We start from the raw sequence: 21,432 nt of genomic DNA on the forward strand, positions 1-21,432 counted from the left end.
TCTATGGCAAATGGGCTGTTGTGGTGAGCGGGCTTGTCCCGCGCTGGGCTGCGAAGCAGCCCCAATAACAAACACCGCGTAGCATCAGCAAGAACCCGATCACCTGGTTTTAGGGCGGCTTCGCCACCCAGCGCGGGTGTAGCCCGCTCACCACAGTGTTATGTGTAAGCCTTTGAGAGTTGTGTAGATACCCATGCTCATCGGGGGCAAGCCCCCGCCCACATTGGATCTCCAAACATCAGAAAAATGAAGCTTTCATGACAAAAGTTCGGTAGCCCAAGCCCATCCCCGTCTCTCCTGTGTAACGCGCTCAAGAACACCGCGCAGGTGTTTTCAAAGCCGCCAGCAGGACGCCAGGAGTGGGGCAATGGGATCTATGGAACGTTATTCAAAAGTCGGCATGCAGGAGCTCGACCAGCGCCTGTCAAAGATCGTCGAAGCCGCGCGCAAGAAGCCGGTGTCGGTCTATCGCTACGGCGCACCCTGGGTGTGGATCGTCTCCCAGGACGATTGGCAGGGCGCGTTGAAGGAAGTCTCCAGCTATATCCCCGCCGGCCATTCCCTGGTGTTGCTGCGTCCGCAGATCGACGACGTCCTCGACCAGCACCGCGACTGGCTGGTGGCCGAGCCTTCGATGTTGATCGCGCCGCAGACCGTACTGCAGATCCTGCTGCTGCAACTGCTGTACTCGGTACCCAGCGAGCAGCAACTGCATGAACAGCTGAACTACAACCTGCTGTTCCGCTGGTTCGTCGGCCTGGACCTGAACCAGAAGGTCTGGAGCATCCATGTGCTCACCCGCGACATCGCCACGCTGCTCAACAACCCGCGGGCGGTGCAGCTCATCCAGAAAATCATCGGTGACGTGTTTTGTGGCGCCTTGCTGCACATGCCGGAGTTCTCGCTGAACTTCGCCTTGCTGCATACCTGGCTGGCCCGGCACGGCAACACTTCGATCGCCAGCAATTGAGCCGGCCGGGCGCCGTGCCGGTGGCAGCGGCGATAACCATTAGAACGTCAGGGGGCGGTGTGAAGCATCTGTTCAAATCAACGCTGGTGCTGTGCTGCTTGACGCTGGGGGCCATGGTCCACCCCGCGTTGGCGGAGGACGCGGCACCGGCACGCAAAGTGGACGTCAACGAGTACTTCGTGCGCGGCAATACCGTGCTCGATGCGGCCACCATCGAGGAGGCGGTGTACCCGTTCCTGGGCCCGCAAAAGACCCTCGACGATATCGAAGGCGCCCGTGAGGCGCTGCAGAAGATCTACCAGGCACGCGGTTACCAGTCGGTGTTTGTGGAACTGCCGGAGCAGAAGGTCGATGACGGCATCGTCTACCTGCAAGTCAGCGAAACCAAGGTCGGCCGGGTGCGGGTGGTGGGTGCCAAGCACTACTCGCCGGTGGAAATCCGCGAGCAAGTGCCGGGCCTGGAAGAGGGCGCGGTGCCGGACTTTGCCAGCGTGCAAACCCAGTTGGCCGGGCTCAACCGCAGTGCCGGGCGCCAGGTTACGCCGCTGGTGCGCGAAGGCCAGCGCCCCGGCACCATGGATGTGGATTTGCAGGTGGAAGACCAGAACCCCTGGCACGCCAGTATCGGCCTGAACAACGACTACAGCGCCGACACCGAGAAGCTGCGCTCGGTCGCGACCCTGGGCTATGACAACCTGTGGCAACTGGGCCACAGCATTTCCCTGACGTACTTCACCGCGCCCCAGGACACCGACAACGCCAAGGTCTGGTCGGGCTCCTACAGCGCGCCGCTGGATGAGCGCTGGACCTTGCAGTTTTCCGGTTACCAGTCCGACAGCAACATCGCCACGATCGGTGGCAGCAACGTGCTCGGCAAGGGCCATTCCTATGGGGTGTCGGCGATCTACAACCTGCCAGCCGCCGGCAATTGGGCCAATTCCTTCTCGTTTGGTATCGACTTCAAAGACTTCGACGAGCAGATGAAATTCGGTTCCAGCAGCGACCAGGTGCCGCTCAAGTACGCGCCGTTCACCCTGGGCTACAACGGCTATCGCTACACCGAGCAATCCCAGTTGGGCCTGGGCTTGAACCTTGTGGTGGGCACCCGCGCCTTCTTTGGCTACGGCAGCGACGCCGAAGAATTCGACTACAAACGCTACAAGGCCAGCGCCAGTTTCGCCGTGCTCAAGGGCGACCTGAATTACAGCTACACCTTCGCCAACGATTGGCAGTCGGCGTCCAAGGCCGGTTTCCAATTGGCCTCGGGGCCGCTGGTGTCCAACGAGCAGTACTCGGCCGGCGGCGCCACTTCGGTGCGCGGCTACCTGGCGGCGGAGCGCACCGGGGACGAGGGCTTGCTGCTGTCCCAGGAGCTGCGCACGCCGTCCCTGGCCAAGTTCCTCGGCAGTTATGTGCAGGAGTGGCGCTTCTATGCGTTCGCTGAAGGTGCGCGCCTGCGCCTGCACGACCCGCTGCCCGAGCAAGAAGACGAATACAGCCTGGCCAGTGTCGGCCTGGGCACCCGCGCCAGTTTGAGCAAATGGTTGTCCGGCAGCCTGGATTGGGGCTACCCGCTGCTCGATGGACCGAACACCCAGAAACAGGATTCGCGACTGCACTTCAGTGTGCAGGCGACGTTCTGACTTTTTCTTCCGGAGACTTCACCCATGCAACGCCTATTTCTGAGCCTGTTGATCTGCCTGGGCTTCGCGCTCCCGGCCACCGCCCACGCCTGGTGGCAGGACGATTGGCACTACCGCAAACAGATCTCGGTAGACACCACCGCCCAAGGCGCCGCGATCAACCAGGCCTTGGGTCGCACCGCGCTGCTGGTGCGCCTGCACACCGGCAATTTCACCTTTGACGGGGTCAAGGACGACGGCAGCGATCTGCGCTTTGTGAGTGCCGATGACAAGACCGTGTTCAATCACCAGATCGAGAGCTTTGATCCGTTGATGGGCATGGCGCTGATCTGGGTCGATGTGCCCAAGGTCGAAGGTGGCCAACGCCAGGATTTGTGGATGTACTACGGCAACCAGAAGGCGCCGGCCACTGCTAACGGCCAGCTGGCATTTGACCCCAATTACACCGCGCTCTATCACTTTGACGGCGCCAATGCGACGCCGCCACGGGACACCACCGCCTACGCCAACACCGCGTTGAACGCCACCGGTGCGAGCATCGACGGCGTGATCGGTCGCGCCTTGCAGTTCGGCGGCCAGCCGCTGATGTTGCCGGCCAGCCCATCGCTGCAACATGCCGCAGGTGGTGCGTTCACCTTCAGTGCCTGGTTGCGCCTGGATCAGGCCAGTGGCGAGCAAATCGTCCTGGCCCGCCGCGACGGCGCCCACAGTCTGTTGTTGGGCTTGAATCAGGGTATGCCGTTTGTGGACATCGACGGCCAGCGCGCCGTCTCGACCCAGCCGCTGAACCCCGGCCAATGGCAGCACCTGGCGTTCACCGCCGAGGGTGAAAAAGTCGCGTTGTATGTGAACGGCCGCGAAACCGCCAGCCTTGCCGTGGCCATGCCGGCGTTCAACACGTCGTTGGCGGTGGGCGCCGACCTGCCGGAAGCGGGCAGCACGCACTTGCCGTTCGCCGGTGCCATGGATGAGCTGCGCCTGTCCAAAGTGGCGCGCCCGGCTGCGCTGTTGCTGGCCGATGCCAGTGCCCAGGGCGCCGAGTCGAAACTGGTGGCTTACGGGGTGGATGAAGAACAGTCCGGCATGGGCTTCGGCAGCCTGGGCTTTTTGCTCAACGCCGTGCCGGTGGATGCCTGGGTGATCATCCTGGTGCTGGTGGCGATGATGTTCCAGTCGTGGGTCATCATGCTGCGCAAGAACCGCCAGGTCAGCCGCGTGAGCAGTGCTAACGAGGTGTTTCGCGAGCACTTCGCGCAGATCGGCACACGTCTGGAGATGTACGCCGACGACGCGCCACTGGGTGAGCGCCTGACCCATTCCTCGCTGTGGCGCCTGTACCTGGTGGCGGTCAAGGAGATCCGCACGCGCCGCGCCCAGGGCGCCGATACCTCGTCGGTGTCGGCGGCGACCATCGAAGCGATCCGCTGCTCCATGGATGGCGTGCGCACCCGCGAGAACCAGGCACTGAGTTCCAAACTCTCGACCCTCTCCAACGCCATTGCCGGCGGCCCGTACATCGGCCTGCTCGGCACGGTGCTGGGGATCATGGTGGTGTTCCTCGGCACGGCCATGGCCGGTGACGTCAACATCAACGCCATCGCCCCCGGCATGGCGGCCGCCTTGCTGGCCACGGCCATGGGCCTGTTCGTCGCGATCCCGGCGCTGTTTGGCTACAACCGCCTGATCACGCGCAACAAGGAAGTCAGCGCCGACATGCGCGTGTTTGTCGACGAGTTCATCACCCGCCTGGCGGAGATGCACGGCGAGAGCCAGCACAGTGAAACCGCGCACCGCCGCGAGCATCACGCGTCGGTTCCGGCCTGAGGAGAATTGCCATGGCTTCCGTAAATACTTCCCACGACGATGACGATGATGCGGCCGTCGACAGTATCAACATCACGCCGCTGGTGGACGTGCTGATGGTGGTGCTGGTGATGTTCATCCTCACCGCTACGGCCCAGGTCTCGGGCATCCAGATCCATCTGCCCAAGGCCAGTGCGTCGGTGTCGTTGTCGGAGGCCAAGACCAAGGCCATCTCCGTCAACGACGGCGGCCAGGTGTTCCTCGATGCCTACCCGGTGACCCTCGGCGAATTGGAAGAACGCCTGCGCATCGAGAAAGCGCTGAACCCGGATTTCCCGGTGATCGTGCGCGGCGACGCCATGGTGCAGTACCAGAAGGTGATCGAGGTGCTCGACTTGCTGCGCCGGCTGGAGCTGTCCCAGGTCGGGCTGGTCACCGGCAAACCGAGCCAGGGCTGAGTCATGACCGCACAGATCCCGATCTCGTCGTTGCCGGTCAAGAAAACGCCACCGCTGCGCCCGCTGAAGTGGGGCGCTGGCCTGCTGCTGGCGGCCGTGGCGGCCTGGTTTTTATGGCAGTGGGCCAATGACATGAGTGGCGTACGCCGTGAAGCGCCGAAGGTGCCGACGATTATTCCGTTGCCGCCACCGCCGCCACCGCCCCCGGAAAAGCCCAAGGAACCCGAGCCTCAGGTGGAAGAGAAAGTACCGGAACCGGTGCCCACTCCCGAGCCGGAAGAGGTCAAGCCAGCCGAAGAAGCACCACCGTCACCGGCCGATGATTTGGCCAACCCGATGCAGATCGATGGCGATGCCCAGTCGGGCAACGACGGTTTCAACATCGGTGCAGGCAAGGGCGGCGGCATGGCCGGTTCCGGCGGCGGTGGCCTTGGCGCGGGTACTTACAAGCAGTACCTGGCCGGGGTGTTTCAGCGCTTGCTGCGCGAAGACCCGGAGTTACGCAAAAAGGCTTACACGGTGCAGGCGGACTTGTGGCTGAACGCCGAGGGCGAGGTCACCCGTGCGCAGTTGGCTAAGTCCAGCGGGGATGCGGACACCGACGCTCAGGTCCTGGCCGCCTTGCGTGCGCCCCATGCCACACAACGGGTGCCGACCTCGGTGACGATGCCGGTACGCCTGTCCCTTAAGGGCCGACGCCCGGATTGAACGAATTCTTTTTCAACGGTTTTTTACAGGAGTTGCGTACACATGATTTCCCCCGTGAATCGACTGACCCTGGCGGTTGGCATGGTCATCGCGACCCTGGTCGGCCAAGCGGCGGCAGCCCCGGTTGCCCCTTCGGAAAACGTCACCATCAACCTGATCCGCCTGCTGGTGCAGCAGGGCGTGCTGACCCAGGACACCGCCAACGGCTTGATTGCCCAGGCCGAAAAGGAAGCCTTGCAGGCACGCCAGGCCAATGCGGCGCCGGTGGTTGCCAGCGGCCCGGCCGCAGCGCCGGGCGATGTGCGCGTGCAGTACGTGCCGCAAGCGGTACGTGACCAGATCCGCGATCAGGTGAAGGCTGAAGTCATGGCCACCGCCAAGCAGGAAAACTGGGCGCAACCCAACACCTTCCCGGACTGGGTGTCACGGGTGAGTTTTGATGGCGATATCCGTCTGCGCGACGAGTCGCGGTACTTTTCGGGCAAGAACGACGACACCATCACCGACTACGCCAAGCTCAACGATTCGGGCCCGTATGACGTCAACCCCGGCACCAATACGCGGTTCCCGCCGTTGCTCAATACCCGCGAGGACCGCGAAAACCTGTTCCGCCTGCGCGCCCGCCTGGGCATGAAAGCGGTGATTTCGCCGGAATGGACCGCCGGTATTCGCCTGGGTACCGGTTCGGACAACAACCCGGTGTCCACCACCCAGACCCTGGGCGGTGGGTTCGGCAAGAAAGACATCTGGCTCGACCAGGGTTACCTGAGCTGGAAAGCCTCTGACGCGGTGACACTGACCGGCGGGCGCATCGGCAACCCGTTTTATTCCACCGACATGATGTATTCCAACGACCTCAACTTCGATGGTGTGGCGGCGATTTTCAATCACAGCCTCAACAGCGAGTGGGGCCTGTTCGGCACCCTTGGCGCGTTCCCGGTCGAGTACACCTCCGACACTGCCAGCAGCAACGGTGTGGACAAGCAAGACAGCGACACCAAATGGTTGTTTGGCGGGCAGATTGGTGCGGACTGGAAGATCAACCGCAGCAACACACTCAAGCTTGCCGCTGCCTACTACCAGTTCCAGGACATCGAAGGCGAGCGTTCCAGCCCTTGCGAACCGTGGAAAGGTCAGCCCGGCTGCGACACAGACGGCTCGCGCGTGGCCTTCATGCAAAAGGGCAACAGCGTGTTCAACCTGCGCAACATTACGCCCAACCCGGCCACCCCAGGCCTCACGCCGGAGCCGCAATACGTCGGCCTGGCCTCCAAATTCAACGTGCTGGACCTCAACGCCGTCTGGGACAGCGAGTTGCCCAGTGACTTGAAGCTGCGCAGCCAGGGCAACTTCATCCACAACCTGGCCTACGACAAGGGCGAAATGCTCAAGCGCAGCGAAGGCCAGATCGTCAACAACCTCAACAGCGACGGCCAGTTTGAAAGTGGCGGCAATGCCTTGATGGTCTCGTTCACCCTGGGCAGCGCGCTGGAGATGCGCAAGCGTGGCGACTGGAACGTGCTGGCCGGCTACAAGTACATCCAGCCTGACGCCTTGCCTGACGGCTTCAATGACTCCTCGTTTCACCTGGGCGGCACCAACGCCAAGGGTTACTTCATTGGCGCCAACTACGGCATCGAAAAGAACATCTACGCCAGCGCACGTTGGTTGAGCGCGTCCGAAGTGTATGGCCAGCCGTTTGAAGTGGATGTGATGCAACTGGAACTCAACACGCGCTTTTGATGCGCACGGAGATGCCACATGAACACGCGAATCTGCGGGCTGCTGTTGTTGTTTGTCGCCAGCGGCGCTTGCGCCGAAGGCATGGAGGAGCGCCTGCGTACCCAACTGCGCAGCACCACCCAGCAATTGCAGGCGTTGCAAAGCGAGCAGGCCCAGGCCAGTGCCGCACGCATCGCTGCTGAAACCCAGGCCAGGCAGGCCCAGGCACAGATCAAGCAATTGACCGCCGAGCTGGAAAAGGCCCGTGGCGTGGCCGAGCAACTGGCCGGCCAGCAACAAAACCTGCACAGCCAGGCGCAAGCTCAGGTGAATGCGAGCAACGAGCAGATCGGCAAGTTCAAGAAGGCCTATGACGAGTTGCTGGTGCTGGCCAAGGGCAAGGAGGCCGAGCGCGCCCGTTTGCAGGCGCAATTGGGCGAGCGTGACACACAAGTGCAGCAATGTTCAGTCAAGAATCAACAGATGTACGGCGTGGCCCAGCAGTTGCTCACCGCCTACGAAAAAATCGATGTGGCCCAGGTGATGAGTATCCGCCAGCCCTTCGCCAGCAGCACGCGGGTCAAGTTCGAAGAACTGGCCCAGGGTTTTGGCGACGATTTGTACAAGAGCCGTTTTGATGCGCCCCAGGCGGGCGTCACCCACTGATCGACAAGGAAGAACAGACCATGAGCGAATTGATCACCAGCGTTAGCGTCCAGAGCCTCACCGAGCTGTTGCAGGAAGCCGGTTACCGGGTCAACCAGAGCGAGCAAAATGGCATCGTGCAGTTGCTCAGCGCCAGCCAGGGCATCGGTTTTGCCGTGCGCTTCGGCAACCCGACGGCCGAACAGGGCAGCTATGTGGACTTCACGTACAGCTGCGCGTTGCGGGTCCAGGGCGAGTTGCCTGAAGGCCTGGCCCAGGTGTGGAACGCCTCGCGCCGCTTTGCACGGTTGTCGGTGCAGGGTGAATTCCTGTTGATGGAGATGGATGTGGTGGTGGCCGGCGTCGGCGCCACGCACCTGCGCAGTCAGTTGGAACTGTGGGACCGTCTGTTGCAGGAATTCATTGTTTATCTGCGTGAGTACAGCCAGCACGCGGCGCAGTTGCAGGCCGCAGCGGTTGGGGAAGAGGCGCCTGTCCTGTGAAAAAGCCGACACTGATGGTCGGCGCGGGTGCGCTGGCCGTGCTGGTGGTGGCTGTGGCGTTGAGCCTGCGACCCGGTAGCGACCCGGTGGCGGCGCAACAACCGGCGCCGGTGATCAACCCGGCGTCAACCGGGCCGGCGGTGGCGCGCCTGGGTAACCAGCAGATCGACCTGGCGGAACTGAAAAACGTGCTCGCCAGCCTGCCGGCCGAATCCCGTGAGCAATTGCGCGGCAATCGCGGCGCCCTGGAAACCTGGATCCGCTCGCGCCTGGCGCAAAAAGCCGTGCTCGAACAGGCCGACGCCCAGGGCTGGCGCGAGCGCCCGGAGGTGGAGCAACAGACCCGCGCCGCCACCGAGCAAATCGTGTTTCGCGACTACATGCTGTCGGTCAGCCAAGTCCCGGCCGATTACCCCAGCGCTGCCGAGTTGCAACAGGCCTACGACAGCGGCAAGGCGCAATGGGTGACGCCGCCGTTGTACCGGGTGAGCCAGATTTTCCTCGCGGTAAACGAGCCGCAAGCCCTCGACGCCGTGCGCCGTCAGGCCCAGGAGTTGAGCCGCAAGGCCCAGGCCGCACCGGGAGATTTCGCAGCCTTGGCCACGCAGTTTTCCCAGGACCCGGACAGCGCCGCGCGCGGTGGTGATTCGGGGATGCAGCCGTTGCAGCAACTGGTGCCGCAAGTGCGCGAGGCGGTGTCGCGACTCAAGGTCGGTGCGGTGTCGGACGTGGTGCAGAGCCCGGCGGGGTTCCATGTGCTCAAGTTGATCGGCCAACAACCGGCGCGTACGGCAACCCTTGATGAACTGCGTGAACGCTTGACCCAGGCCTTGCGTGCCCAGCGTCAGGAGCAGATCGCCAAGGCCTACCTGGAGGGCATGCTCAACACCGCGACCTTGAGCATCGACGGTACCGAGCTGAACAAAGTGTTGGAGTAACGCGCGTCAACCCGCATTGGATGCATAGACCAACAAGACAGGGAGTCTCCTATGGCATTACTGGAACCGTCCAACCTTCAGGGCCCTGCCGCCTATCGCGCAGTGGCCGAGCCGCGCAGCCATTGGCTGGCCCTGGCCCATGAAATCGACCCGCAGGTGGCGCGCTACTTTCTGGTAAGTGCGCGCTGCGGCTGCTTCATGCAGGCCGCGCGCAGCCTGAATATCAAGGCGACGCTGCTGCGCAAGCGCCTGGCGCAGCTGGAAGCACACCTGTGCCATTCGTTGTTCAGCTATCAGGGCAACGGCCTGGTGCTGAGTCGCGACGGCCAGCAATTACAAGCGCAACTGATCGCCCTGGCCCATGAGCGACGCCTGCCGGTGGTGGAACAGCCGCTGATTCGCGTGGCGGTGGCCGAGCCGATCCTGCATGACATCCTCGGCCGCGATCTGATCGCCTTGCTGCGCCGCAACGCCAGCGTGCGCCTGGAAATCATCTCCATCGACAGCCAATTGTCCCTGCAAGCGGTGGACGTGGATGTGGTGGTGTGGCTGGCGGACAGCGACAGCCCGGTGCCCGGCCCGGGCTTTGTCACCGAACCGCCAAGGGCCCTGGCGCGCTTGCACTATTTGCCGCACATCGCCAAGCGCTACTCGCGGCTGACCACACGCCCGGACAGCGTGGAAGACCTGGCTGACTACATGCTGGTGCAATGGCAACCCGACGCCCAGGTTGACGTCTTGCAGCCATGGAACCAGGTGGTGGAGCAGCGCCTGGCCGCCGTGGTGCAGGTGCATGCCTATTCATTGATGCTGGAGATGATCCGCTGCGGTGCGTGTATCGGTTTGCTGCCGCACTACATGAGCAGCTTCGACCGCGGGCTGGTGGCGTTACCGGGTTTGTTGGCCGAAAGCATGCAGCGCCAGGTATGGCTGGCGGTGAATGCCCAGGTGAGCCACCCCGAGGCGGTGCAGATGATTGTGGCGTTGATCGTCAGCACGTTCGAGGGGCGGCGGGAGTGGTTTGATTAGCGTTGCAACAGGTGGCGCTAGCCTGCGCGGGCAGCAACCGTCAGCGTATCGAGGTATTCCAGTTGGGTTTTACCGCCCTCCACCTTGTAGGTGAAGACAGGATATGCCTTGCCGTCGAATTCATTGCTCGCTCGGTTAATGGTGTTCTGGAACTGTGGCTTGGCGGCCTCCCAGGTTTGACCGTTTGATCCATAAAAGACCAGGCCGACCAGGGCATCGGGTGGCACGCCAACCGTCTGGATTTCGCTGTTTTCCAGTGCACTGTCGGGGTGCTCGCTCTGTTGGTTTTGCAGGTCGCGCAATAGACTTTTCATGCTTTCACGGGCTTTCTCCTGGCCCAGGTAATGCGTGTCGGCCTGTATGTTTCCAGAGAAGGCGTCTTTTTCATGTATGGCGGTGATGTTGTCATGGAGTTTTTCCGGCATGGCCAATATTGCCATGTTTCGCGGCAGGGCTCCGGCGTTGTCACCCATTTTGTAGTAGTTGGGCAATAAGTCCGCTTGAGCCAGGCTCCATTTGCGCAGGCCACCGTGTCCTCGGTTTGTGTCGCCTTGTGCACGAATGCTTTCAAGGTTCTCCTGGGTATTGTGAAACTCCAGGTGCGCATTCCTGAGCTGCAGAGTTCTTATCAGTAAACCGCCCGTTTGGAAGGCTTCAACAATGGTGCGATAGGGCTTTCCATCCAGTTCACCGGGCACTGTTGCCTCTGTGGATGGCAGATGGTTGTCATTCAGAGCGGTTATTGCAGGGTTGGCGGGCAAGTTTGCAGCATCGTCCGCCAGCCGTGGTGGGGGGACGCGAGTTGGTTTAGGTGCTCGTCGTGTACTTGTATGAAGCACTAACGATGCGAGGTTTAGCAGCAGATCCGCCAGGGCAGGTTCCTTGTTGCTGTTTTTCTCATCGGCCAGGGTGTTGAGATCGCCGAGGATGCCTTGAGTCTGCAACGCCAAGCCGATAAGGGCTGCTGGCCCGCGAAGGGCCGGCAGTAAGGCGTTGAGTAACAGGAAGCTGCCCTCTTTCAGGGTCGCCCAACGACTTTGCGAATCAGAGACCGTCTGGCGCTCGGCCAACGACGTCAGTGCCTTGGCATTGGCGTCGTACAGATGGTTCAGCAACTGCCCGGTTTGCAGTTTCGTCGCGAGATTGTCGACGGTATCGCCCTCCGTAGCCAGAGTGGGGGCCGCAGGCGTGGACAGTACCGAGAAGTCATCGAGTATCAACCTGTTCCGCGGTAGATGGGGTTCTCTGAAACCATCGTTCTGATAGATTTTTCGGGTCGCGTCATCAGGCAGCCAGGCAATGATGTCGTCTTGAAACGGCTGTGATCGACGCAGATCCTCCATCAACGCCTGGCGCGAAGGAAACGCCATTAAGGGCTCATCCGCTATTAAGGGGCGATAGAGAATATGCGGGCCGACTGCGCTGTCCTTGGGTTCGATCAGGTACATGTTCTCGACCACATCGGGCTTCGCACCGGGCTCGCGTACAAATGCCAATGGGCGCAGCGTGATCTCGTTGCCATTCACGTATTTACGCCCCGGTGTGGGATCAAGTATTGCCTGGAGGTAGCGGAACCCCATGGCGTTGTCGAAGCCCTCTGCGCCTTTGGCAGTCAGTTCCAGGGCCTTCATCTTCAGTTCAATCGGTACTTGTTCCGCGAAGCGCTGTTGGCGCTCGGTTTTTTTGGCGGGGTCATCAAGCAATTCGAGTTTCAGCCGCTCGGGGTAGTTTTTGCCCACGTCGATCTTTTGCACCAGTTCAATGAGGGCGCCTGGCGCTTCCAGCCGGGGGACCTTCGCCTTCGTCTGTTTGTGACGCACTTCTATGCGGCCGCCGGGCAGCCCGGCAAGGTTCTGCATGAAGACGTCGCAGAGGGACATGGTTGTGGTCTGCACGGCCCCGAACCCGAATCCGGCGCCTGTGCCGCCATACGGCGTGTGAAAGACCACTTCCACTTCATCGAGGTCATACGCAATAGGGCGCGGTGACTGCGCGTTCAATTGGTCCTGGGTATAACTGCGGATATCGGGGATACCCCCGTTATAGGTCTGTTCTTTATGGCGGTGCATATAGCTCGCCAGTTCCAGGACAAGGTCGTGCAAAATGAAACGATTGGCGTCGCAGGTACTTCCTATCCAATCGGACACCTTGTTCCGGGATGGATCTGGTTGCTGCGGGCTCAGCAGTGTTGGGGTTGTGTTCACTGCATCTGCGTTGCGCAAATTGATGACAATGGTTGCCTGCATATAGAACGCATCAGCGTCGACCTTGGTCAGGGTGGTGCTGAACGTTTCGGTGGGGTGTTGAGCTTTGAGGGTTTCGTCCCATGCCTGTTTGGCGCTAGCCAGGGAAGCATACTCAGTCACCTTGCCGCTCGGTTCGCACGCCAGGACGATTGTGCGCCCCGCGATCTTGCGTTCGATGACCAGGCTGGGAGTTGGACAATTCAAGGTGTCTGGATCGGTACTTTTAGCGCTGGCAAAGCTGTGTACGGTCACCTCGGAGTTATCCGCGAGTTTGGGGCGTGTCAGGCCATGGGGGAAGTTCACGGCCAGCTCCAGGGTTTTGCGTTGCTCGTCATCCAGCCCAGGGTGTTTCAGGCTGGCCAGGCGCAGGTTGCTGCGCACCAGATCGCGCAGCATCAACCGTCGATCCCCAGCGAAAAGGGGGGTGATATTCACTGCAGAATCGGCGTCAGACCCTGGCACCGGTTCACTGAATGGCGGCTGGCTCCAATAGTTGAGCCGGGCTGTCTGAAGCGTCTCGTCCAGCTTGTCCGGCAACTGGCTCACCGCCACCTGGAGCGCAGGTTTATCGATGGCAAGCGCTGTGCCCGCAGGGTTGCCGGTGCGTGGCAACACATCAGCCCGGGTGTCGACAAATTTGCCGTCGCTGCTGAAAACTGGCGCGTCAGCACCGGCGATATGGTTCATTGCCAGATCCATCAGGCGTGTTTCCAGGAATTGACCGGGATTGGCCGTGTCGGGGGCGACGAAGGCCAACTGCTGAACATCCACGTCCAGCGAGGGGGATGACTTGCTGATAGCGTCCTTGAGTAAACCGGCTACCACCGTCTGCATGTTCGGTTCCCCTGCAAAGAGGCTCTGGACGATGCTGTTCACTGGCCCACCGGGCGGCGGTGCCTGTATAGCCGCGTTGGGCTGGAACGGTGACTCAGGCGTTGGCAAACTTGGGGAGGGCAATTCTTCCCTACGCGCCAAGCGCTGTTTAGCTACCTGTTGGCGTTCGCATACAGTAAGGGAGAGGGCGTCGTTCGCAGGGTTGTTTTTGAGCAGGGCGGGGAAACCATCGCGGATGAGTCCTGCGTTTTGTTCGAGCCAATGCGGTGAGTCGAAATGCTCGCGGACGCCGTAAAAATCCAGGACGCCCAGCATGGGGTAGCTCTCGTGTACGTAGTTGTAGTTTCCCAACATCTGCGTATCACTACCCCTTACCTCGCGGGCCGTTTTCAAAATGTCAGATTGAACGGCCGCCCACTGTGGATGTTCAACGGGGAATTGAGCCCATTTGGCGCGGTCGACTGTGCCCGTTGCCTGGAAAAGCAAATTCCCCTTTATATCGATCAATACAGTTTTTGGATCTATATTGCTTGCTTGCATGAACCTCTTGAACGCGTTGCTGGAGAGGGCCTCTTTATAGGCTTGCACTGCCTGCACGTAGGATGAGTCTTCGGGAATGTCGAAGACTCCCATTTGAGCAACGTCGTTTTTGGGGCCTGCGGCTTGGGCTGTCACCCATCTGCTGACTTCGCGAGCAAGGGCCCGGTCGCCTTTCTCGACACGTTCCGAGGCGGGCGGCAGGTGGCTTGCGTCTGCTATGCCTGCGGTCTGGTAGTAGGTTGCCATGGCGATGGCGTGCTCTGTTTCGACGAGTGCCTGCCGTACGCGTGTGGCTTGTGGCGTGAGTGGACCGTCGAAGGGCCTCAGGGCCTTGAATTTCGCTTCTTTCTGTAAGTCACGGATGCAATCGAGCTGCCCCCCTGCGTCGACCTCTCGACCTTCGCCATAGAAGTTGCGTACCACGTCAATGGAGGCGCTGTGTTCGCCGGTGTACTGGAAGGTTTCAAGTCCATCCGGCGCCACTTCTTTTGCTGCGGCTGCAACTGCGGCGGATGCATGTGTCCAGCCAGGCGTATGGCGCGAGAAGGAATGAATTTTGCCGTTGATGCTGCATTCCATCACGTTTGAGTCGGGGAACCACCTCAGGCTGGACATATCGATGTTGTGGGTTTGGGCAAAACTTGCAAACGGCTCTTCTTTGAGTGCCTGCGTGAGGCGTCCCCAGGCTTGGCCGAAGGTGGAAAACGGTGGAATGTTTGTGACGGTGGGTGGCAGATCCCCCTTTTTACGGACAACGTTCTTCGCTCTTTCCCGTAACATCAATGCGGCGCAATACTGGCTTGCCATCTCGACGTCGCTATCCGTCACAAGCTCTTTGCTATTTTCCAGGATGTGTTGAAAGCGTGTACCCGTAGGGGTGGGCTCTGGCGAATTTACAGGCCACTGTGTGACTTTATAAACAAGGGATCGTTTGGTTCTCGGATGTTCTGATGTGTCGCTTTTCTGAGTGTTCTCCTGGGGTACCGGATGCGGCCTGAGAGAAACTGCATGGGGAGCTATCTTCATAAGGGGTCTCGAAAAAGTCAGGGAAAAGGCGACACCGTTATTGCGCTTTGATGCGTGTGGCGTGTAGGTAGTGGTTTGTTTAAACTCGGCGGTTCCGCACGTGTATATCAGGGATATACGGGTGCCACCCCGATGCAGAGTAAGCAGTGATGCAGGCCACCCGCTTGACCCTCATTTGCCATGCCGCTACACCCGCTCAAAAATACGGGCGCTTTCCCGATAACGAGTCCGTGGTAATGGATTGGCAAGCCGCGGCGCTGTCCCTAGAAGGGCGCTATAAGAAAAAACTGCGTCTGGTGTGCGCACCCGAGGTACGCGCCTGGCAGACGGCGGGGTTGTTCGGGGGCCAGGCGTCAATTGAGGAGGCTTTGCGCGATGGCAACTTTGGCGACTGGAAGGGCCAGGCCATCAGCGAGTTGGACAGCGATGTGTTGATGGACTGGATGGCCCACAGCGCCAGCTCGCCCCACGGTGGCGAGTCAGTCGATCAAGTTTGCACGCGGGTGGCGCAGTGGATGAAAACCCTCGAGAGCCAACCCGGGCACATAGTGGCTATTACCCACCCCTTTGTGATTCGCGCTGCGCTGCTGCACGCCATGCAGTTTCCGATCTCGATGTTCTACCAGATCGACGTCGAACCGCTGTCCGCCACCGAGCTGCGCTTCAACACCGTGTGGCGCCTGCGCCTGGAGACTCACGCCCAAGCGCGGGATCATGGCAAAATCCACGCCCCGCAATGAGAGCAACCCATGAAACGCATCCTGATCATCGGCATTGGCGCCGGCAACCCTGACTACATCACGATGCAGGCCGTGAAGGCGCTGAACCGCACCGACGTGTTTTTCCTGATGGACAAGGGCCAGAGCAAAGACAAGCTGATCGACCTGCGCCGCGAAATCTGCGAGACCTTTATCACCGAGCCCGGCTACCGCTTTGTCGAGGCCGACTGCCCCGAGCGTGTACGCGGTGAAATCGACTACACCACAGCGGTGCAGGACCTCAACCGTGACAAGCAGGCCACCTTCGAGCGCATGATCAATGAGGAAATGGCTGACGGCGAAGTCGGCGCGTTCCTGGCCTGGGGCGACCCGGCGTTGTACGACAGCACCATTCGTATCCTGCAGGCGATTCTGGCCAGCGGCCGTTGCGCGTTCGAATTCGAAGTGATCCCCGGCATCACCAGCGTGCAGGCCCTGGCGGCCCAGCATAAGGTGGCGTTGAACCGCATCGGCAAGTCCGTTGAAATCACCACGGGACGCCGGTTGGCGGCGGGGCAGGCCAGCGATGCCGACACCTTGGTGGTCATGCTGGATGCCGAAGATTCCTACCGCACGGTGGCAGATCAGGATCTGGATATTTACTGGGGCGCCTACCTGGGCACGCCCGATGAAATCCTGATCAGCGGCAAAGTCAGCGACGTGGCTGAAGAGATCGAACGGGTGCGCAAGGCCGCGCGCCTGGCCAATGGCTGGATCATGGACACGTATTTACTGCGCAAACCTTGAGGTAACGTCCCATGTTTAAACTGTTCGCCCTCGTGCTTGCCCTGGTGGCCAGTGTCGCTCAGGCCGATGCGGAACTGCACACCGATTTGCCGCTGTCGTACCTGGAGCAGACCCAGGGCGATGCACGCAACCAGCCCCTGGTGATCTTTTTGCACGGGTTTGGCAGTGACGAGCAAGACCTGTTTGGCATCAAGGACGCGTTGCCGTCCACCTGGACCTACCTGTCGGTGCGGGCGCCGATGCCGGTGCAGCCCAGCGGCTTTCGCTGGTTTACCAAGACACCGGGTAACGGTGATTACGATGGTGTGACGGCCGATTTGCAGAGCAGCGCTGCGCTGATCAACGACTTTGTGGCCAAGGCCACCGCCAAGTACCACACCCGACCTGATCGGGTGTTCCTGGTGGGTTTCAGCCAGGGCGCGATCATGTCCTACGAGGTGGCGTTACGTGATCCCACGTTGGTGCGCGGTATTGCGGCGTTGAGCGGTAGCCTGCTGCCCGTGCTCAAGGCAGAACTGAAGCCGGATGAGCGATTGGGCGGGCTGGCGATTTTTATTGGCCACGGTACCCTGGACCAGGCACTGCCCTATGCGTCGGCGACGCGGGCGAACGAGGTATTGGTGGGGCTGGGGTTGAAGCCGGAGTTTCATGGTTATGCGGGGATGAACCACACGGTCAGCGAGGCGGAAGTGCAGGACTTGAAGGCCTGGCTGGAAACGAATTTGAAGTGAGCGCGCTGAATAAAGGTGGGAGGCGGCTTGATACCGTGACGGTCTGGCAGATGACCAAGCCTCGTTGGGTGTACTCAGTTCAAATGTGGGAGGAGGCTTGCCTCCGATGGCGGTTTGTCGGTGTACATAGGCTATCGGGGGCAAGCCCCCTCCCACCTTGATTGGTGTTATCAGGACTAGGGGTTACTTGCCGCCAGTGATCTGCTTCACCAGTTCAGCATGTCCTTTTGCATCATCCGCCCGTGAGATCGCCTGGATCACCAGCAGGTGATTGCCCGAACCGCCCAGGAACGTGGAGTTCAAGGTTTTGCCGCCGCCCTGGGTGGCGGTGCTGTCCACCTGGCGCAGGCCGATGCCCTTGAAGGTCAGTTTCTTCTCACTTTGCTTCTTGAAGTCGGGGAGGGCGGTGCTCTGGTCCTTGACGAAACCAGCCACTGCGCCGTCGAGGAACTGCGGGTCGTTGTCTTTGATGGTTACGCCGTCGTTACGCACGGTTTCGGCGACGATCACCACACTTTTCGTGGTCTGGTTGGCGTACATCGTGCCCTGGGTGTCGGCAGTGCCATCCTCGGCCTTGCCCGCCGGCAGGGTGTCGGCGGTGTAGGCCTTGGGCAGGCTGAAGGTGAACTTGCCGCCCAGGGTGGAGATGGTCTGCGTGGTCGGCTTGGCAGCGGCGAATACGCTGCCGGCGGTAAGCGCAAGGGCCAGCAGGGCGGCGGTCTTGATGAAAGTGGCCATGAAACGCTCCAGGGATGAACGAAATTGCGGAATATTCTGTCAGAAAATTCTCAATATCGTTCATCCCCATCTTCACGCCTTGTCGGACTCTTCCTCAAGTCTGTCCATCTCAAACAGCCGCGCCAACTCTGTACGGGCTTCCTGGGCGGTTTGCATCACTTTGGCGGCGTCGTCGTATACCGCGTGCTGGGCGGCGAGGACTTGCAGGTCGTGGTTCTTGAACCGGGTGATGCGCGCATCGGCCTGGGCCTGGCTCAGGCCCAGGCCGACCAGGGTGCGGCGGCTCATTTCCAGGCTGGAATAGAAGGTTTCGCGAACCGGCGAGGCGTCCAGGTCCACCAGGCGATGTACGTGCTGGCGGTTACGTGCGCGGGCGATGATTTTCATGTGCGGGTAGAGGCTGCGCACCAGCTCGGCGGTTTTGATGTTGATCTCCGGGTCATCCATGGCGATCACAAAGAACTCCGCCTGGTCGACCTTGGCCGCGTGCAGGATCTCGGGGCGTTGCGGGTCGCCATAGAACACCGGCATGCCGCCGAAGCTGCGGGTCAGTTCGATGGTCTCCACCGAGGTGTCGAGGGCGATGAACGAGATGTTCTGGGCGCGCAGGATCCGCGCCACGATCTGGCCCATACGGCCCATGCCGGCGATCACTACGCGCGGCGCATCGCTTTCGATGGCGCGGTATTCCTCGGGCACTTCCACCGGCTTGACCTTGGGCTTGAACAGCTTCGGGCACACCAGCAACAACAGCGGAGTTACCGCCATGGACAGGGTGATGGTCAGCACCAGGATGTCGTACAGGTGAGGTTCGAACAGGCCCTGGTCGCGGCCGATTTTGAACACCACGAAGGCGAATTCGCCGCCGGCGGCCAGTACTACGCCCAGGCGCAGGGCGCTTTCGCGATTGAGGTCGCCCACCAGCCGGGCCACGGCGTAGAGCAGCGGCAGCTTGAGGCCGATCAGCAGCAGGGTCAGGCCAATCACCACCAGGGGCGAACTGACCAACAGGCTGAGGTTGGCGCCCATGCCCACGCTGATAAAGAACAGCCCCAGCAGCAGGCCCTTGAACGGCTCGATCTGGGATTCCAGTTCGTGGCGGTATTCGGAGTCCGCCAGCAGCAGACCGGCGAGGAAGGCGCCGAGAGCCATGGACACGCCCACCAGCTCCATCAGCCAGGCCGTACCGATCACCACCAGCAACGCGGTGGCGGTGGACACTTCGCGCAGACCGGTCTTGGCAACGATGCGAAATACCGGCCGCAGCAGGTAGCGCCCGCCGATGATCACCACGGCGATGCTGCCGAGGATCTGCAAAACGTGCTGCAGGCCCTGGGCTTCGGTGGTCGGGTGATCACTGCCGGCCAGCAACGGCACCATGGCAATCAGCGGGATGGCCGCGATGTCCTGGAACAGCAGGATGGCAAACGCCAGGCGCCCGTGGGGCTGGTTCAGCTCCTTACGCTCGGCCAGGCTTTGCAGGCCAAACGCGGTGGACGACAGCGCCAGGCCCAGGCCCAGCACGATGGCGCTGTTCCAGGCCTGCCCAAATACCCAGAGCGCCACCGCGCCCATCACCATTCCGGTCAGCAGCACCTGGGCCAGGCCAACGCCAAATACCGATTTGCGCATCACCCATAAGCGCTTGGGCGACAGTTCCAGGCCGATGATGAACAGCAGCAACACCACCCCCAACTCCGAAAACTGCGCCACGCTCTGCGGGTTGCCTATCAGGCCCAGCACCGACGGGCCGATGATCACACCGGCAAACAGATAGCCCAACACCGCGCCCAACTGCAGGCGCTTGGCCAGGGGCACGGTCAGCACCGCCGCGAGCAGGAACACCACGGCTGCTTGTAACAGGTTGCCTTCATGGGGCATTGCGAACTCCAGGCTATTCAAAACCAGTCAACAGGCGGGTATTAGAGCGCTTTTTACATTTTGAAAATTGTGTTTTTGCGGTGAATGTCAATGAACGTGGGCTGAAAATCTCATTCACAGGAAGCGAGAAAAGTTCCAACCGCATTCAAATCATGAGTTTCGGAAGGGCGGATGTTCTTTCTTCTTAGAAGGTCTGCTGTCATATCTGCCAAATATTTCATCCGCGGCAGCTGATGAGTACTCGACTAGTGGCAATTTGCAATGTGTTAGAAAGTCAATTTTTAATCGCACTAGGATAGACAATCCTACAGTTGCCGTGGAAAATGCTAATTCGAGATCAGATTTTTCTGATACGCGATAGTAGCGCTTTGTGGGCATGGCCAATTTGACGTTTACGGCGAAAAATAGCTCGAAAGTATTCTCATTTTTTGTGAGGCGCTAAATTTTATTGCTGTCGGAGCTGATACTTAGATTTAGGGGATTTGCGAAACGTGACCGTAGACAGGATTTCAAAGGGTTTAGACTCCAATTTTTTGCCAATGGATGGTGTGGACTTGGCTGCTAGTGCTTCTGTTGCCGTATTAATGTGCACACGAGATGGTGAGCGCTTTATTGAAGAGCAAATAGCTTCAATTTCTCGTCAGACCCATCAGAATTTTAAGATCTATGTTTCTGATGATGGCTCAAGTGATTCTACGCGAACTATTGTTGCCGCCCATGTCGAGCGTTTGGGATATGAGTGTATTGAGCTGACTGACGGTCCCGTAAAAGGGTTTGCCAGGAACTTTTTATCTGTTAGTTGTCGCGCCAATGTAAAAGCCGACTATTATGCTTGGTGTGATCAGGACGATATTTGGAATGAAAATAAACTCCAGATAGCGGTAGATCGACTTGCCAGTGGTGATAGTTCTGTGCCGGCGCTCTATTGTTCTCGCACAGAACTAATTGATGAGTATGGCCAAAGTATAGGGCTTTCCTCCTTTTTTTCAAAGCCAGCAACATTTCAGAACGCACTCGTTCAAAATATTGCAGGTGGAAATACCATGGTTTTCAATCAGGCACTGATGGATCTGATCCGTGAGGCCGGTGATAGTGTGCCCGTGGCGTCTCACGACTGGTGGGCATACATGATTGTCAGCGGCTGTAATGGTCGAATTTACTATGATGCAACGCCCACGGTACGTTATCGCCAGCACAGCTTGAATTGCATTGGTACAAATCGTGGATTTCGCAATAATAGTAAGCGTGCAAAGGAGCTGTGGCGTGGACGTTATCAGCGTTGGATTGATAACAATATTGTTTCGTTGCAGGCAATCAGTCATCGGTTTACAGAGGACAACAGAAATACTCTTGAGCGTTTTTCTGAGGCAAGGAAGAATAGGTTTTTTGGACGTGTTTTGGGTTTTATAGGCTCGGGAGTATATCGTCAGACGCTGATGGGGAATCTCGGTTTGGTAGTCGCGGTAATTATGCGTCGTGTATAGGGACAGGCGGCGCGAGCCTGCTGGCAAG

General features: G+C 60.0%; 17 protein-coding genes. 14 read left to right on the top strand and 3 right to left on the bottom strand.

Annotation, left to right across the window (positions count from 1 at the left end; translation table 11 throughout):
* Positions 1 to 376: 376 nt before the first annotated feature.
* Genes AOA60_RS09340 through AOA60_RS09385 form a run of 10 tightly spaced genes read left to right on the top strand, consistent with a single transcriptional unit; the run spans position 377 to position 10,419 of the window.
* Complete coding sequence (locus AOA60_RS09340) at positions 377 to 970, top strand: transposase (RefSeq protein WP_099584172.1); 594 nt, start codon at positions 377 to 379, stop codon at positions 968 to 970.
* 59 nt (positions 971 to 1,029) lie between these two features.
* The gene (locus tag AOA60_RS09345; protein WP_099584173.1) at positions 1,030 to 2,613 is read left to right on the top strand and encodes a ShlB/FhaC/HecB family hemolysin secretion/activation protein; all 1,584 of its coding nucleotides are present in this window, start codon (positions 1,030 to 1,032) and stop codon (positions 2,611 to 2,613) included.
* A 24-nt stretch (positions 2,614 to 2,637) separates the two neighbouring features.
* Positions 2,638 to 4,437 (top strand): DUF2341 domain-containing protein, encoded by a 1,800-nt coding sequence (locus AOA60_RS09350; protein WP_099584174.1) that lies wholly within the window; start codon positions 2,638 to 2,640, stop codon positions 4,435 to 4,437.
* Between the two features lie 11 nt (positions 4,438 to 4,448).
* Positions 4,449 to 4,874 (top strand): biopolymer transporter ExbD, encoded by a 426-nt coding sequence (locus AOA60_RS09355; RefSeq protein WP_016980095.1) that lies wholly within the window; start codon positions 4,449 to 4,451, stop codon positions 4,872 to 4,874.
* 3 nt (positions 4,875 to 4,877) lie between these two features.
* Positions 4,878 to 5,582: an energy transducer TonB gene (locus AOA60_RS09360; protein WP_099584175.1), complete on the top strand. Its 705-nt coding sequence runs from the start codon at positions 4,878 to 4,880 to the stop codon at positions 5,580 to 5,582.
* 42 nt (positions 5,583 to 5,624) lie between these two features.
* Complete coding sequence (locus AOA60_RS09365; RefSeq protein ID WP_099584176.1) at positions 5,625 to 7,325, top strand: putative porin; 1,701 nt, start codon at positions 5,625 to 5,627, stop codon at positions 7,323 to 7,325.
* A gap of 18 nt (positions 7,326 to 7,343) precedes the next feature.
* Complete coding sequence (locus AOA60_RS09370) at positions 7,344 to 7,970, top strand: DNA repair protein (protein ID WP_099584177.1); 627 nt, start codon at positions 7,344 to 7,346, stop codon at positions 7,968 to 7,970.
* Between the two features lie 20 nt (positions 7,971 to 7,990).
* Positions 7,991 to 8,452: a YbjN domain-containing protein gene (locus tag AOA60_RS09375; protein ID WP_099584178.1), complete on the top strand. Its 462-nt coding sequence runs from the start codon at positions 7,991 to 7,993 to the stop codon at positions 8,450 to 8,452.
* Positions 8,449 to 9,390 carry a peptidylprolyl isomerase gene (locus AOA60_RS09380; protein ID WP_099584179.1) on the top strand — a complete coding sequence of 314 codons (942 nt, stop codon included), beginning with the start codon at positions 8,449 to 8,451 and terminating at the stop codon, positions 9,388 to 9,390. The genes AOA60_RS09375 and AOA60_RS09380 overlap by 4 nt, the downstream gene beginning before the upstream one ends.
* Before the next feature lie 51 nt (positions 9,391 to 9,441).
* Positions 9,442 to 10,419 (top strand): LysR family transcriptional regulator, encoded by a 978-nt coding sequence (locus AOA60_RS09385; RefSeq protein WP_099584180.1) that lies wholly within the window; start codon positions 9,442 to 9,444, stop codon positions 10,417 to 10,419.
* Between the two features lie 17 nt (positions 10,420 to 10,436).
* Here AOA60_RS09385 and AOA60_RS09390 read toward each other — a convergent pair whose 3' ends face one another.
* Positions 10,437 to 14,867, bottom strand: a complete 4,431-nt coding sequence (locus AOA60_RS09390; RefSeq protein WP_099584181.1) for a DUF6543 domain-containing protein — start codon at positions 14,865 to 14,867, stop codon at positions 10,437 to 10,439.
* A 347-nt stretch (positions 14,868 to 15,214) separates the two neighbouring features.
* Between AOA60_RS09390 and AOA60_RS09395 the strand changes: the two genes are divergently transcribed.
* The 3 genes from AOA60_RS09395 to AOA60_RS09405 are packed head-to-tail and all read left to right on the top strand — an operon-like array spanning position 15,215 to position 17,301.
* Positions 15,215 to 15,805, top strand: a complete 591-nt coding sequence (locus AOA60_RS09395) for a histidine phosphatase family protein (protein WP_099584182.1) — start codon at positions 15,215 to 15,217, stop codon at positions 15,803 to 15,805.
* A 9-nt stretch (positions 15,806 to 15,814) separates the two neighbouring features.
* Positions 15,815 to 16,570 (top strand): precorrin-6A synthase (deacetylating), encoded by a 756-nt coding sequence (gene cobF / locus AOA60_RS09400; protein ID WP_099584183.1) that lies wholly within the window; start codon positions 15,815 to 15,817, stop codon positions 16,568 to 16,570.
* A gap of 11 nt (positions 16,571 to 16,581) precedes the next feature.
* Entirely contained in the window at positions 16,582 to 17,301 is a 720-nt protein-coding gene (locus AOA60_RS09405) for an alpha/beta hydrolase (RefSeq protein ID WP_099584184.1), read from the top strand.
* 183 nt (positions 17,302 to 17,484) lie between these two features.
* On the opposite strand, the gene AOA60_RS09410 is transcribed toward AOA60_RS09405, so the two are convergent.
* A complete protein-coding gene (locus AOA60_RS09410; RefSeq protein WP_099584185.1) occupies positions 17,485 to 18,039 on the bottom strand; it encodes a hypothetical protein in 555 nt (184 codons plus the stop codon).
* A 72-nt stretch (positions 18,040 to 18,111) separates the two neighbouring features.
* Entirely contained in the window at positions 18,112 to 19,920 is a 1,809-nt protein-coding gene (locus AOA60_RS09415; protein WP_099584186.1) for a monovalent cation:proton antiporter-2 (CPA2) family protein, read from the bottom strand.
* 491 nt (positions 19,921 to 20,411) lie between these two features.
* Here AOA60_RS09415 and AOA60_RS09420 point away from each other — a divergent pair, with 491 nt between their 5' ends.
* Positions 20,412 to 21,404: a glycosyltransferase family 2 protein gene (locus AOA60_RS09420; protein WP_256592819.1), complete on the top strand. Its 993-nt coding sequence runs from the start codon at positions 20,412 to 20,414 to the stop codon at positions 21,402 to 21,404.
* The last annotated feature ends 28 nt before the right edge of the window (positions 21,405 to 21,432 follow it).

The organism is Pseudomonas sp. 2822-17 (assembly GCF_002742485.1).
Taxonomy (GTDB): Bacteria; Pseudomonadota; Gammaproteobacteria; order Pseudomonadales; family Pseudomonadaceae; genus Aquipseudomonas; species Aquipseudomonas cyclaminis.